At 57.4% G+C, this 13706-nt stretch carries 15 protein-coding genes; 8 read left to right on the top strand and 7 right to left on the bottom strand.

All coding sequences use genetic code 11. The features are described from left to right. Positions 1–125 precede the first annotated feature (125 nt). The 3 genes from sdaA to pabB form a co-directional block, all read right to left on the bottom strand. Positions 126–1490 carry an L-serine ammonia-lyase gene (sdaA, locus tag N6P30_RS06650; protein WP_008500494.1) on the bottom strand — a complete coding sequence of 455 codons (1365 nt, stop codon included), beginning with the start codon at positions 1488–1490 and terminating at the stop codon, positions 126–128. A 185-nt stretch (positions 1491–1675) separates the two neighbouring features. Then, positions 1676–2254 carry a CoA pyrophosphatase gene (locus N6P30_RS06645; RefSeq protein WP_023293938.1) on the bottom strand — a complete coding sequence of 193 codons (579 nt, stop codon included), beginning with the start codon at positions 2252–2254 and terminating at the stop codon, positions 1676–1678. A 6-nt stretch (positions 2255–2260) separates the two neighbouring features. Next, the gene (gene pabB / locus N6P30_RS06640; RefSeq protein WP_032663285.1) at positions 2261–3586 is read right to left on the bottom strand and encodes an aminodeoxychorismate synthase component 1; all 1326 of its coding nucleotides are present in this window, start codon (positions 3584–3586) and stop codon (positions 2261–2263) included. A gap of 61 nt (positions 3587–3647) precedes the next feature. Here pabB and N6P30_RS06635 point away from each other — a divergent pair, with 61 nt between their 5' ends. Further along, positions 3648–3830, top strand: a complete 183-nt coding sequence (locus N6P30_RS06635) for a YoaH family protein (RefSeq protein ID WP_023293936.1) — start codon at positions 3648–3650, stop codon at positions 3828–3830. Between the two features lie 6 nt (positions 3831–3836). Here N6P30_RS06635 and N6P30_RS06630 read toward each other — a convergent pair whose 3' ends face one another. Next, a complete protein-coding gene (locus N6P30_RS06630; RefSeq protein WP_008500498.1) occupies positions 3837–4181 on the bottom strand; it encodes a RidA family protein in 345 nt (114 codons plus the stop codon). 133 nt (positions 4182–4314) lie between these two features. On the opposite strand from N6P30_RS06630, the gene N6P30_RS06625 reads away from it, so the two are divergent. The 5 genes from N6P30_RS06625 (at position 4315) to rnd (ending at position 10694) form a co-directional block, all read left to right on the top strand. Next, the gene (locus N6P30_RS06625; protein WP_023293935.1) at positions 4315–6225 is read left to right on the top strand and encodes an ATP-dependent DNA helicase; all 1911 of its coding nucleotides are present in this window, start codon (positions 4315–4317) and stop codon (positions 6223–6225) included. 66 nt (positions 6226–6291) lie between these two features. Then, positions 6292–6987 carry a tRNA (adenosine(37)-N6)-threonylcarbamoyltransferase complex dimerization subunit type 1 TsaB gene (gene tsaB, locus N6P30_RS06620; RefSeq protein ID WP_023293934.1) on the top strand — a complete coding sequence of 232 codons (696 nt, stop codon included), beginning with the start codon at positions 6292–6294 and terminating at the stop codon, positions 6985–6987. A 37-nt stretch (positions 6988–7024) separates the two neighbouring features. After that, positions 7025–7606, top strand: coding sequence for a Slp family lipoprotein (locus tag N6P30_RS06615; protein ID WP_023293933.1), 582 nt, complete (start codon positions 7025–7027; stop codon positions 7604–7606). 203 nt (positions 7607–7809) lie between these two features. Then, positions 7810–9495 (top strand): long-chain-fatty-acid--CoA ligase FadD, encoded by a 1686-nt coding sequence (fadD, locus tag N6P30_RS06610; protein ID WP_014884268.1) that lies wholly within the window; start codon positions 7810–7812, stop codon positions 9493–9495. 83 nt (positions 9496–9578) lie between these two features. Further along, on the top strand, positions 9579–10694 hold the full coding sequence (gene rnd, locus N6P30_RS06605) for a ribonuclease D (RefSeq protein WP_123277559.1): 1116 nt from the start codon (positions 9579–9581) through the stop codon (positions 10692–10694). Between the two features lie 74 nt (positions 10695–10768). Here the strand turns inward: rnd and minE are convergent, their stop codons facing one another. Genes minE through minC form a run of 3 tightly spaced genes read right to left on the bottom strand, consistent with a single transcriptional unit; the run spans position 10769 to position 12585 of the window. After that, positions 10769–11038: a cell division topological specificity factor MinE gene (minE, locus tag N6P30_RS06600; protein ID WP_008500504.1), complete on the bottom strand. Its 270-nt coding sequence runs from the start codon at positions 11036–11038 to the stop codon at positions 10769–10771. Positions 11039–11041: 3 nt separating this feature from the next. Then, positions 11042–11854, bottom strand: coding sequence for a septum site-determining protein MinD (gene minD, locus N6P30_RS06595; protein WP_008500505.1), 813 nt, complete (start codon positions 11852–11854; stop codon positions 11042–11044). A gap of 23 nt (positions 11855–11877) precedes the next feature. Beyond that, the gene (gene minC, locus N6P30_RS06590) at positions 11878–12585 is read right to left on the bottom strand and encodes a septum site-determining protein MinC (RefSeq protein ID WP_023293931.1); all 708 of its coding nucleotides are present in this window, start codon (positions 12583–12585) and stop codon (positions 11878–11880) included. 123 nt (positions 12586–12708) lie between these two features. On the opposite strand from minC, the gene N6P30_RS06585 reads away from it, so the two are divergent. Both N6P30_RS06585 and N6P30_RS06580 read left to right on the top strand, forming a co-directional pair. Then, entirely contained in the window at positions 12709–12984 is a 276-nt protein-coding gene (locus N6P30_RS06585; protein WP_008500507.1) for a YcgL domain-containing protein, read from the top strand. A 47-nt stretch (positions 12985–13031) separates the two neighbouring features. Further along, a complete protein-coding gene (locus N6P30_RS06580) occupies positions 13032–13691 on the top strand; it encodes a fumarylacetoacetate hydrolase family protein (protein ID WP_021240407.1) in 660 nt (219 codons plus the stop codon). Positions 13692–13706 lie beyond the last annotated feature (15 nt).

The following is a 13706-nucleotide window of genomic DNA, read 5'->3' as shown; positions in this document are numbered from 1 at the left end:
GTCGCCTGGTAAGCCACCAGCCACAAAAGCCGGACGCAACAGTCAAAGTGTAGTGGGGAAAGCAGAAGGAGACGAGGAAGAAGAGGGAAATTCGCCCATCCGTTGCAGATGGGCGAAAGGCAGTATTAGTCGCACTGCACCTTAATGGCCAGGCCACCACGGGACGTCTCGCGGTATTTCGCGTTCATGTCTTTGCCCGTTTCGTACATGGTTTCAATCACCTTATCCAGCGATACGCGAGGTTCGCTGGTACGGCGCATCGCCATACGAGAGGCGTTGATGGCTTTCACCGAGGCAATCGCGTTACGCTCAATGCACGGCACCTGCACCTGGCCCGCGACCGGGTCGCAGGTCAGACCGAGGTTATGTTCCATACCGATTTCAGCCGCCACGCAGACCTGCTCAGGGCTTGCGCCCAGCAGCTCTGCCAGACCTGCCGCCGCCATGGAGCAGGCCACGCCGACTTCACCCTGACAGCCCACTTCCGCACCGGAGATGGAGGCATTCATCTTGTACAGCGCGCCGATGGCACCTGCCGCCAGGAAATAACGGATATAGATGTCCGGCGTCACGGGCTCAATAAAGTGGTCGTAATACGCCAGCACCGCAGGAACAATGCCGCACGCGCCGTTGGTTGGCGCCGTCACGACGCGGCCCCCGGCGGCATTCTCTTCGTTAACCGCAAGCGCAAACATATTCACCCAGTCGACCACGTTCATCGGGTCGTTGGAGAACTTGTCCGTGGTTACCAACATACGGCGCAGAGCAGAGGCACGACGCGGCACGCGCAGTGGACCCGGCAGAACGCCTTCGGTGTTCATCCCGCGATCGATACAGGCGCGCATGGTTTGCCAGACGTTGGCAAAATAGTCTTCAATCTCTTGTTTGCTGTGCAGGGCCAGTTCGTTCTGCATCACCATGCCGGACAGGGAAAGACCGGTCTGTTTGCAGTAACCCAACATCTCGGTCGCCGATTTGAACGGGTACGGTACGCTGACGTCGCCGACGCTGTCCTTGCCAAAATGCTCTTCATCCACGATGAAGCCACCGCCGATGGAGTAATACGTTTTGCTGTAAATCTCTTTTTCACCGCTATATGCGTGAATGGTCATGCCGTTTTCATGCAGCGGCAGGTTGTCGCTGCGAAAACGCATGCCGTCATCCTGCGGGAAATCGACTTCCTGCTGGCCGTTTGCCAGCAGCAGGCGGCCGCGTGTTTCCACGTCGCGGATGAATGCCGGAATGGCATCAATATCAACGGTATCCGGCATATTGCCTGCCAGACCCATAATAATGGCGATATCGGTGTGGTGGCCTTTACCCGTTAATGACAGCGAGCCGTAAACATCCACGGCCACACGGGTAACGCTTTCCAGTAATCCTTTTTCGACCAGATCATCGACGAACTGTTTACCGGCCTTCATCGGGCCAACAGTATGGGAAGACGAAGGGCCAATTCCCACTTTGAACATGTCGAATATACTAATCACTTTCACACTCCTGACAGGGTTACCGGGGTTCCAGTAACGATGTTATAACTGCGCATAGTGTAAGAGGGAACACCGACCTCGGCTTAACTATTCACATGAATTAAACTAATGGTTAACGATGGGTTTTGCTAATAGCGCGACGCAGATCGCAAACCTGGCAGAAGAGGGCGGAATGTAAAGTATAGTCAAGGTTTCAGGCCGATCTGCAGCGCCAGTTCACGAATGATGCCCGCCGTCATGCCCCAGACAAAATAATGCTGATACCAGGACAACCAGACCCGATGGTCATGCCCACGACGCTGAATATCCAGCGGGTGGTAACGACTCAGCCGAAGGGCCTCTTCCAGCGGCATTTCAAACACCGCTGAGACTTCATCGACGCTGGCGTGATACTGCAGGTCCGGCGGGATAATACCGACCACCGGCGTAACCTGAAAGCCGGTGACGCTGTTGACGGGCGGCAGCACGCCGATGACCTCAACGGCCTCCGGCGGAATGGCGACCTCTTCCTGCGCCTCCCGCAGCGCGGCGGCAATCAGCGAGGCGTCGGAGCTGTCTACCGCGCCCCCCGGAAAAGCGACCTGACCGGCATGCTTGCGTAAATGGGCGGAACGCTGGGTGAGCAGCAGGCCCGGCTGTGCGCGACGCACGACCGGGATCAGCACGGCCGCCTGACGCTGATTCAGCGCTTCGCGGTTGACCTGCGGTCTTAGTAGCTGAAAACGCGATAAAAAATCATCCAGCGTCAGGTTCTCTTTTTCCACCCGTGATTACTCCAGTAGTTTCAGGATACGGTTAACTTTATCAAAGGTTTCCTGATATTCCGCATCGACCTGACTATCGGCAACAATCCCGCCCCCGGCCGAACAGTAAAGGTTTCCGTTGCAGGCGGTCAGCGTGCGGATGGTAATGCTGGTATCCAGCGTGCCGCACAGGCTGATATAGCCGATGCTGCCGCACCAGGCATTGCGGCGGTGGGGCTCCAGTTCATCAATGATCTCCATTGCCCGCACCTTCGGCGCACCGGTGATGGAGCCGCCCGGGAACGCGGCGCGCAGCAGGTCGCAGGCCGTGCGCGAGTCTGGCAGCCGCGCGGTAATGGTGCTGACCAGATGATGCACCGCAGGGAAAGGCTCGACGACAAACAGTTCCGGCACGCGGACGCTGCCCGGCACGGCCACCCGGCCAATGTCGTTGCGCATCAGATCGACAATCATCAGGTTTTCGGCGCGGTCTTTCGGCGAGGCGGCGAGTTTTTCCGCCTGCTTGCGGTCGGCGTCGGGATCGGCAAGGCGTGGCAGCGTGCCTTTAATCGGACGGGTTTGAATGGTGCCCTCGGCCAGATGAATAAAACGCTCGGGCGACAGGCTGAGGATCGCCCCCTGTTCCAGACGGACAAATGCGCTGAACGGCGCCTTATTGCTGGCATTTAGGCGGGTAAACGCCTGCCATTCATCTCCCCGATAGGTCGCCTGGAAGCGCTGGGCGAGGTTAACCTGGTAGCAGTCGCCGCTTTGCAGATACGCCTGAACGCGCGCGAATTTTTCGGCATATTCCGCAGCGCTCATGTTGGAGCGCCAGCCGGAGGTCAGCGTGAACGTCTCTGCGGGTGCAGCCTGTTGCGCCTCAAGCCAGTCCAGACGCGCCTGGACGTCACGATGGCTCAGCAGGGAAACCGTTTTTTTCTGGTGATCGACAATTAACGCCCAGTCATACAGCCCCACGGCCATGTCTGGCAGAGAAATATCAGCCTGAGCATGCTCGGGCAGCGTTTCGAAACGGCGGCCCAAATCATAGCCAAACAGGCCCAGCGCGCCTCCCTGGAAGGGAAGGTCCGGGTTTGGCGTAGCGGATAAGCCCAGCGCGTTAATATCGTGCTGAAGCTGCGCCAGCGGATCGTCCGTCAGCGACAGGTCATCGGTTGTCAGCGTCTTCAGCGGATCGGCGACCAGAATATCAAAGCGGCTGTAGGGATGGTCCGCATGGCCGGAGTGCAGCAGCATCGCAAAAGGAAGATGGCTCAGGCGGGAAAACCAGTATTCAGCGGCGTCTGTCCGCCAGGGCAGGGTAATAACAGTGGGGAAGCGCATGTTCATGTGTGGCATACTACCGGGCAGCGTGAAATAATTAGCGCGAATAATTTAGCAGGAGTTGACGATGTTTGCAGATTTACCTTCTCTGAGCCATGAACAGCAGCAGAAAGCGGTTGAGCGAATTCAGGAACTGATGTCCCAGGGGATGAGCAGCGGACAGGCGATTTCCCAGGTGGCGGAAGAACTGCGCGCCACGCATACCGGCGAGCGGATCGTGGCGCGTTTCGAGGATGAAGATGAAGAGTGATCGGGCTTAAACCGCCGCGATAATCTTAATCTCAACCTTGTATTCCGGCTTCATCAGCGTGGCCTGTACGGTGCAGCGTACAGGCGCGTGACCCGCCACCACCCACGCATCCCAGGCTTTGTTCATTGCCGCGAAGTCGTCTTTGTTCGCCAGGAAAATCGTCGCATCCAGAATGCGGGATTTGTCGCTGCCCTGTTTTTCCAGCACCGCGTCAATCTGCGCCAGGGTATTGGCCGTCTGCTCAAACGCATCCGCGTCAAGGTTCGCCGGGACGCCGGTGTAGTAGAGCGTCTGGTTGTGGATCACCACATCAGACCAGCGGGCTTCGGCATCAATGCGCACAATTGTCATAAACGTTTCCTCGTTATTTTTCGTCGTCAGGCGGCAAGACTGCCATATTGTTCTCGTGTCGTCACTATTTGGGGTGGCACAGGAGAGGATGGGCTGACATAATCCCTGTGCAAAAATACAGTGAGAGAGCACCGTGGCAGACGATTTTTCCCCTGAAGGTCAATTAGCGCAGGCTATCCCCGGCTTCAAACCCCGTGAGCCTCAGCGACAGATGGCGCACGCCGTTGCACGCGCCATCGATAAGGCTCAGCCGCTGGTGGTCGAAGCGGGTACCGGCACGGGTAAAACCTATGCTTATCTTGCGCCGGCGCTGCGGGCGAAAAAAAAGGTGATTATCTCGACCGGTTCGAAAGCCCTGCAGGACCAGCTCTACAGCCGCGATTTGCCCACGGTGGCAAAGGCGCTGAAATACAAAGGCCGTCTGGCCCTGCTGAAGGGGCGCTCCAACTATCTCTGCCTGGAACGCCTTGAGCAGCAGGCGCTGGCGGGCGGTGACCTGCCGGTGCAAACCCTGAGCGACGTCATTATCCTTCGCGCCTGGGCGAACCAGACGGAAGAGGGCGACATCAGCACCTGCGCGAGCGTGCCGGAAGACTCTCCCGCCTGGCCGCTGGTGACCAGCACCAACGACAACTGCCTCGGCAGCGACTGCCCGCTGTATAAAGACTGCTTCGTGGTGAAAGCGCGCAAAACGGCGATGGATGCTGATGTTGTTGTGGTGAACCATCATCTGTTTCTGGCGGATATGGTCGTCAAGGACAGCGGCTTTGGTGAGCTGATCCCGGAGGCGGACGTGATGATCTTCGACGAAGCCCACCAGCTTCCGGACATCGCCAGCCAGTATTTTGGGCAGTCGCTCTCCAGCCGCCAGCTGCAGGATCTGGCGAAAGATTTCACCATTGCTTACCGGACCGAACTCAAAGATACCCAGCAGCTGCAGAAGTGCGCCGACCGTCTGGCGCAGAGCGCGCAGGATTTCCGTTTACAGCTCGGCGAGCCGGGCTATCGCGGTAACCTGCGCGAGCTGCTGGCGGACAAAAACATCCAGCGCGCGCTGCTGCTGCTCGATGATGCGCTTGAGCTCTGCTACGACGTAGCGAAACTGTCGCTCGGCCGCTCCGCGCTGCTGGATGCGGCCTTCGAACGCGCCACGCTCTATCGCGGGCGGCTGAAGCGGCTGAAAGAGATTAACCAGCCGGGTTACAGCTACTGGTACGAGTGCACTTCGCGCCACTTTACCCTGGCGCTCACGCCGCTGACGGTGGCGGATAAATTTAAAGAGGTGATGGCGCAAAAGCCGGGCAGCTGGATCTTCACGTCGGCAACCCTGTCGGTGAATGACGACCTGCACCACTTCACCGAGCGCCTCGGCATCGAGCAGGCGGAATCGCTGCTTCTGCCCAGCCCGTTCGATTACGAAAAGCAGGCGCTGCTCTGCGTGCCGCGCAATCTGCCGCTGCCGAACCAGCCGGGGGCGGCGCGGCATCTCGCGGCGATGCTGAAGCCGATGATCGAGGCCAATAACGGCCGCTGCTTTATGCTCTGCACCTCCCACGCCATGATGCGCGACCTCGCCGAGCAGTTCCGCGCCACCATGACGCTACCGGTGCTGCTGCAGGGCGAAACCAGCAAAGGCCAGCTGCTGCAGCAGTTCGTTAGCGCCGGTAATGCCCTGCTGGTCGCAACCAGCAGCTTCTGGGAAGGGGTCGACGTGCGGGGCGATACGCTCTCGCTGGTGATCATTGATAAGCTGCCGTTTACCTCCCCGGACGATCCGCTGCTGAAGGCGCGCATGGAAGACTGCCGCCTGCGCGGCGGCGATCCGTTTGACGAGGTTCAGCTGCCGGATGCGGTCATTACGCTTAAGCAAGGGGTAGGGCGCTTAATCCGTGACGTCACCGATCGCGGCGTGCTGGTCATCTGCGATAACCGGCTGGTGATGCGTCCTTACGGGGCAACCTTCCTTGCAAGCCTGCCGCCCGCACCGCGGACGCGGGACATAAAACGCGCGGTGCGTTTCCTGGCAAACCCAACGGCGGAGTAATTTACCCCGGAGTGTGCTAAGATGCGCGCCATTTTGTGACTGACCCTTGCGAGAGCGCGACGACTGATGCGAATTCTGGCTATTGATACCGCGACAGAGGCTTGCTCTGTTGCTCTGTTGAACGACGGTGCTGTTTCTGCCCATTTCGAAGAGTGCCCACGGGAACACACCCAACGCATTCTCCCCCTGGTAAAAGCCATTTTAACCCAGGGCAACACCTCCTTAACCGACCTCGACGCGCTGGCCTTTGGCCGCGGCCCCGGCAGCTTTACGGGCGTACGCATCGGGATTGGCATTGCGCAGGGGCTAGCGCTGGGCGCCGAACTGCCGATGATCGGCGTCTCTACCCTCGCCACCATGGCACAGGGCGCATGGCGTATGACCGGGGCAACGCGCGTCCTGGCAGCGATTGATGCCCGCATGGGCGAAGTCTACTGGGCCGAATACACCCGCGACGAGCAGGGCGTGTGGCACGGTGAAGAGACGGAAGCCGTGCTTAAGCCGGAAGCGGTGACGGAACGGCTGAAGCAGCTGTCCGGCGAGTGGGCGACCGTCGGTACGGGCTGGCCAGCGTGGCCTGAGATGGCGAACGACACCGGGCTGACGCTGGTGGACGGCAACATGCTTCTGCCGGCTGCGGAAGATATGCTTCCGATTGCCAGCCAGCTGCTCGCAGCAGGCAAAACCGTGGCCGTTGAACACGCGGAACCGGTTTATTTGCGAAACACCGTCGCGTGGAAGAAACTTCCGGGCCGCGAGTGACTCTCAGTAACAGGAACTGAGAAAAAGGAGTCGCATCATGGCGGTTCAGACTAAAGTAGTACGCCTTATTATGGCAGGCGCGGTTGCCATAGCACTGAGCGGATGCGTTTCCGTTCCTGATGCGATTAAGGGCAGCAGCCCGACGCCACAGCAGGATCTGGTTCGGGTGATGAATGCACCTGAGCTGTACGTCGGCCAGGAAGCCCGCTTTGGCGGTAAGGTCATAGACGTACAAAACCAGCAGGGTAAAACCCGTCTGGAGATCGCGACCGTTCCGCTGGACAGCGGCGCTCGGCCTGTACTGGGCGAGGCCTCCCGCGGGCGCATCTATGCGGACGTCAGCGGGTTCCTGGACCCGGTCGATTTCCGCGGACAGCTGGTGACCGTCGTCGGGCCGATTACCGGCGCCGTGCAGGGCAAAATCGGCAGCACGCCGTACAAATTTATGACCATGCAGGTGAACGGCTATAAGCGCTGGCGGCTGGCACAGCAGGTGATCATGCCGCCTCAGCCGATCGATCCGTGGATGTGGGGTCCACATCCTTATCGTTACGGCTACCCGGGCTGGGGCTGGTATAACCCGGGACCTGCACAGGTACAGACGATCGTTACTGAGTAACTTACTGTTATTGTTAGAAAAGAGACAGCGGCTCAGCCGCTGTCTCTGTTTTTTTACGGATAAAACGAAAAAAAAGAGTGACGCGCTTCGCAACCTTAAATCTGAACAATTAATAAACTGGTACGCTGAGTTAATATAATGTTAACAAACTGTTTATTATCGGGGTTGTGATGACGACGAACACTCATTTCAGAGGTGATGCATTGAAGAAGGTTTGGCTTAACCGTTATCCCGCAGACGTTCCTGCTGAGATCAATCCTGACCGTTATCAATCCCTGGTGGAATTATTTGAACACTCGGTAAGGCGCTACGCGGACCAGCCCGCATTTGTGAATATGGGCGAGGTGATGACGTTCCGTAAGCTGGAGGAGCGCAGCCGGGCGTTTGCGGCGTACCTGCAGGAAGGGCTGGGGCTGCAAAAAGGGGATCGCGTCGCGCTAATGATGCCGAACCTGCTGCAATACCCGGTGGCGCTGTTCGGTATCCTGCGTGCCGGGATGATCGTCGTTAACGTCAACCCGCTGTACACCCCGCGCGAGCTGGAGCATCAGCTTAACGACAGCGGCGCGGTTGCGATTGTCATTGTGTCCAACTTTGCCCATACGCTGGAAAAAGTGGTCGACAAAACCCAGGTGAAACACGTCATCCTGACGCGCATGGGGGATCAACTCTCCACCGCCAAAGGCACGCTGGTTAACTTTGTCGTCAAATACGTCAAACGTCTGGTGCCAAAATACCATCTGCCGGACGCTATCTCCTTCCGCCGTGCGCTGCATGCGGGCTATCGTATGCAGTACGTTAAGCCGGAAGTGGTCTCAGAAGATCTCGCGTTCCTGCAGTATACCGGCGGTACCACCGGCGTGGCGAAAGGCGCAATGCTGACCCACCGCAACATGCTGGCGAACCTTGAGCAGGTCAATGCAACCTACGGGCCGCTGCTGCATCCCGGCAAAGAGCTGGTCATTACGGCGCTGCCGCTGTACCACATTTTCGCACTGACCATGAACTGCCTGCTGTTTATTGAGCTCGGCGGGCAAAACGTGCTGATTACTAACCCGCGTGATATCCCGGGGCTGGTGAAAGAGCTGGCAAAATACCCGTTCACCGCCATGACCGGGGTAAATACCCTGTTTAACGCGCTGCTTAATAACAAAGAGTTCCAGCAGCTGGACTTCTCCACGCTCCATCTCTCTGCGGGCGGCGGCATGCCGGTTCAGCAGGCGGTGGCCGAGCGCTGGGTGAAGCTTACCGGCCAGTATCTGCTGGAGGGCTATGGCCTGACGGAGTGCGCGCCGCTGGTCAGCGTTAACCCGCATGACATCGACTACCACAGCGGAAGCATTGGACTGCCCGTTCCTTCTACTGAAGCGAAACTGGTCGATGATAACGATAACGAAGTCGCGCCGGGTGAGCCGGGGGAGCTGTGCGTCAAAGGTCCACAGGTCATGCTGGGTTACTGGCAGCGTCCCGACGCGACCGACGAAATCATCAAAGACGGCTGGCTACATACCGGTGACATCGCGGTGATGGATGACGAGGGCTTCCTGCGCATTGTCGATCGCAAGAAAGATATGATCCTGGTCTCCGGCTTCAACGTCTATCCGAATGAGATCGAAGACGTGGTCATGCAGCACAGCGGCGTACTCGAAGTGGCAGCGGTCGGCGTGCCTTCCGGCAGCAGCGGTGAAGCGGTGAAGATATTTGTGGTCAAGAAAGATCCTTCTCTCACCGAGGAAGCGCTGATAACGTTTTGTCGTCGTCAGCTGACGGGCTATAAAGTGCCGAAGCTGGTGGAATTCCGCGACGAGCTGCCGAAATCCAACGTCGGGAAGATATTACGACGAGAATTACGTGACGAAGCCCGTGCCAAAGTAGACAATAAGGCCTGAGCTTCACGTTAATCGTCCAGACGCCGGTTAAGCCGGCGTTTTTTATGGGCGCAAACAAAAGAGAATCCGATTTGAATTACCAGATGATCACGACCAACGACGAGCTGGCTTCGCTGTGCGAAGTGACGCGCGACTTTCCTGCCATTGCCCTGGATACCGAGTTTGTCCGTACCCGGACGTACTACCCGCAGCTGGGGTTGATTCAGATGTACGACGGTAAACACGTGTCGCTGATCGACCCTCTCGGCATTACCGACTGGACGCCGATGCGCGATCTGCTGCTCGATACCGCCGTCACGAAATACCTGCACGCAGGCAGTGAAGATCTGGAAGTCTTTCTGAACACCTTTGGCATCATGCCTCAGCCGCTGATTGATACGCAGATCCTTGCGGCGTTCAGCGGGCGACCGCTCTCCTGGGGCTTTGCCGCCATGGTGGAGGAGTATACGGGCCTGACGCTGGATAAAAGCGAATCCCGTACCGACTGGCTGGCGCGTCCGCTTACCGCGCGCCAGCTGGAGTATGCGGCGGCTGACGTGTTTTACCTGCTGCCGATCGCCGGACAGCTGATGAAAGAAGCCGAGGCATCCGGCTGGCTGTCCGCCGCGCTGGACGAGTGCCGTATGACCCAGCTGCGTCGTCAGGAAGTGGTGGATCCGAAAGAGGCCTGGCGCGACATCAGCAACGCCTGGCAGCTGCGTACGCGTCAGCTGGCGTGCCTGCAGCTGCTGGCAGACTGGCGCTTGCGTAAAGCGCGCGAGCGCGATCTGGCCGTTAACTTTGTGGTTCGCGAAGAGCATCTCTGGGCGGTTGCGCGCTATATGCCGGGCAGCCTCGGCGAGCTGGACAGCATTGGGCTTTCGGGCAGTGAAATCCGTTTCCACGGCAAAACCCTGCTGGCGCTGGTCGCAAAAGCGCAGGCGTTACCGGAAGAGGCGCTGCCGGAACCGCTGCTGAACCTGATGGATATGCCAGGCTATCGCAAAGCGTTTAAGGACATCAAAGCGCTGGTGCAGGCGGTGGCTACGGAAAGCAAGCTGAGCGCGGAACTGCTCGCTTCACGCCGTCAGATTAATCAGCTGCTTAACTGGCACTGGAAGCTGAAGCCGCAGAATGGCTTGCCGGAAATGATGGCGGGATGGCGCGGGGAATTGATGGCCGATCGCCTGAATACGCTGCTGGAAGGTTATCCGCGATAAAAAATATGCCGGGTGATAAACCCGGCATATTTCCCCGGTGGCGCTGCGCTTACCGGGGCGACGAAATCACAAACCTACGGACGCGACTCTTCCGCTTCCGGGAGCGTCACGTTCAGCTCCAGAATCGAAATATCCCCGTCTTTTTGTTCCAGCTGCACCGTCACCATCTCCGGGTCAATCTGCACGTACTTACAGATCACTTCCAGGATGTCCTTGCGCAGCTGCGGCAGGTAGTGAGGCTCGGCGTCGCTACGACGACGCTCCGCAACGATAATTTGCAGACGTTCTTTTGCGATGTTGGCGGTGTTCTTTTTCCGCGAGAGAAAAAAGTCCAGTAATGCCATAACTTATCCTCCGAACAGGCGTTTGAGGAAACCTTTCTTCTCTTCTTCAATGAAGCGGAAAGGACGTTCTTCTCCCAGCAGACGGTCAACGGTATCGGCGTAAGCTTTACCTGCATCTGCCATTGTATCAAGGATCACTGGCTCGCCCTGGTTAGAGGCGCGTAACACGGACTGATCTTCCGGGATAACGCCCACCAGCTTAATGCGCAGGATCTCCAGCACGTCTTCCATGCTCAGCATGTCACCTTTGTTCACGCGGCCCGGGTTGTAGCGGGTGAGCAGCAGGTGTTCTTTAATCGGGTCTTCGCCATTTTCCGCACGACGGGATTTAGAGGCGAGGATCCCGAGAATGCGGTCTGAGTCACGCACGGATGAAACTTCAGGGTTGGTGGTGATGATTGCTTCATCAGCGAAGTAGAGCGCCATTAGGGCACCGGTTTCGATGCCGGCAGGGGAGTCACAGACGATGAAGTCGAACTCCATTTTTTTCAGCTCGTCGAGCACCTTTTCCACCCCTTCACGGGTCAGGGCGTCTTTGTCACGCGTCTGAGAAGCCGGGAGAATGTAGAGGTTCTCGGTGCGCTTGTCTTTAATCAGCGCCTGGTTCAGCGTGGCATCGCCCTGAATGACGTTCACAAAGTCATACACGACGCGACGCTCACATCCCATGATGAGGTCGAGGTTACGCAGGCCGATATCGAAGTCGATAACGACGGTTTTCTTTCCCTTCTGGGCCAAACCAGTAGCGATGGCCGCGCTGGAGGTGGTCTTGCCAACGCCTCCTTTACCCGAAGTAACAACAATAATGCGTGCCATAGAAATTCCTTGTTAAAAAGGGATCAATTCAACGGTTGAACGGTCAACGCGTCGTCTGCCAGAAGCAGGCGAGCCGCTTTGCCATAAAATTCGGCTGGGATCTTGTCGCTCAGCCAATATTCACCTGCGATGGACACCAGTTCCGCCGTCAGGTGAGTACAAAATATTTGCGCGTCCCGATCGCCACTTGCACCTGCGAGCGCACGTCCACGCATCATACCGTAAACGTGAATATTGCCATCTGCAATCAGCTCAGCGCCAGCACTGACGTGGCTTGTAACAATCAGATCACAGTTTGGTGCATAAATGCGCTGACCGGAACGAACCGGGACATCAATCATTCGCGTTTTTGTGATGTTTGTAACGTTTTGCGCCGCAGGAGGGGGCGTTTCGACGGCAACGGGTGCCGCACGCGGGGCTTTTTCTTTGCCTTCATTCAGAAGCGGCAGCCCCGCACGGTCAATTTCCGCTTTCAGTTCAGTATCTTTGCAGCCGCTGATGCCGACAATACGCAGTCCGGTCGAGGAGACGGCCTGCTGGAGACGTTTCCAGTTAATCGGCGCTTCAAGACCGCTGACGTTGATCACAACAGGGGCGTGCTTCAGGAAGGCGGGAGCCTGGGCGATTTTGTCTTCTAACGCCTGACGAATAACCTCGGGTTTTGCATCATGCAAATGTACCACTGATAAGGTGAAGCTACTGCCTTTAAGCTCGATGGGCGTGTTTGACATCCTGGCCTTACTCAATTTGCTATTAACCGCAACCACTCGCTGCGATATTCCGAAGAGTATCAGGCATGTTATAGTCAGGAGTATATTGAGGCAAGCAACCACCCATTAATTCAGAGTAAAAACATGTTTTGTGTGATCTACAGAAGTACAACCCGTGACCAGACCTATCTTTATGTCGAAAAGAAAGACGATTTTTCACGCGTGCCTGAAGAATTAATGAAGAGCTTTGGCCGACCGCAGATGGCGATGCTGCTGCCGCTTGATGGTCGCAAGAAACTGGTGAATGCCGATCTGGAGAAAGTGAAAACGGCATTAGCCGAGCAGGGCTATTATTTACAGCTTCCGCCGCCACCCGAGAATTTATTAAAACAACATCTTGAGGCGAACGGTAAAAAATAGTCTCAACTGTTTTTGAGCACAACACATCAACCGTTTAGGGGTCGACCATGTATCAACATCATAACTGGCAAGGTGCATTACTGGATTATCCCGTCAGCAAAGTGGTTTGCGTGGGCAGCAACTATGCAAAACATATTCAGGAGATGGGCAGTGCGACGCCAGAAGAGCCGGTTCTGTTCATTAAGCCTGAAACGGCGCTTTGCGATATTCGCCAGCCGCTGGCCCTGCCGCAGGGGCTCGGCTCGGTGCACCACGAAGTGGAACTCGCCGTGCTGATCGGCGCAACGCTGCGTCAGGCCTCCGAAGAGCATGTGCAGAAAGCGATTGCCGGATACGGCGTGGCGCTGGATCTGACGCTACGCGACGTGCAGGGCAAAATGAAGAAAGCGGGGCAGCCGTGGGAAAAAGCCAAAGGGTTTGATAATTCCTGCCCGATTTCGGCGTTTGTGCCGGTGAGCGAATTTACCGGCGATCCGCAGGATACGCCGCTCAGCCTGAAGGTTAACGGTGAAATCCGCCAGCAGGGCACCACGGCAGACATGATCCATAAGATTGTGCCGCTGATCGCCTACATGAGCCGCTTCTTTACCCTCAAGCCGGGTGATGTGATCCTGACCGGCACGCCGGAAGGCGTTGGTCCGCTCGCGAGCGGTGATGAACTTGAAGTTGGTTTTAACGGCCTGTCGCTGAAAACCCGCGTGCTGTAACCTCCTCTTGCCGCC

It is taken from the genome of Enterobacter sp. PL1 (assembly GCF_945957325.1).
GTDB classification, from domain to species: Bacteria; Pseudomonadota; Gammaproteobacteria; order Enterobacterales; family Enterobacteriaceae; genus Enterobacter; species Enterobacter roggenkampii.
The sequence above is the reverse complement of the archived record's forward strand: the minus strand, read 5'-3'. Positions and strand labels throughout refer to the sequence as shown.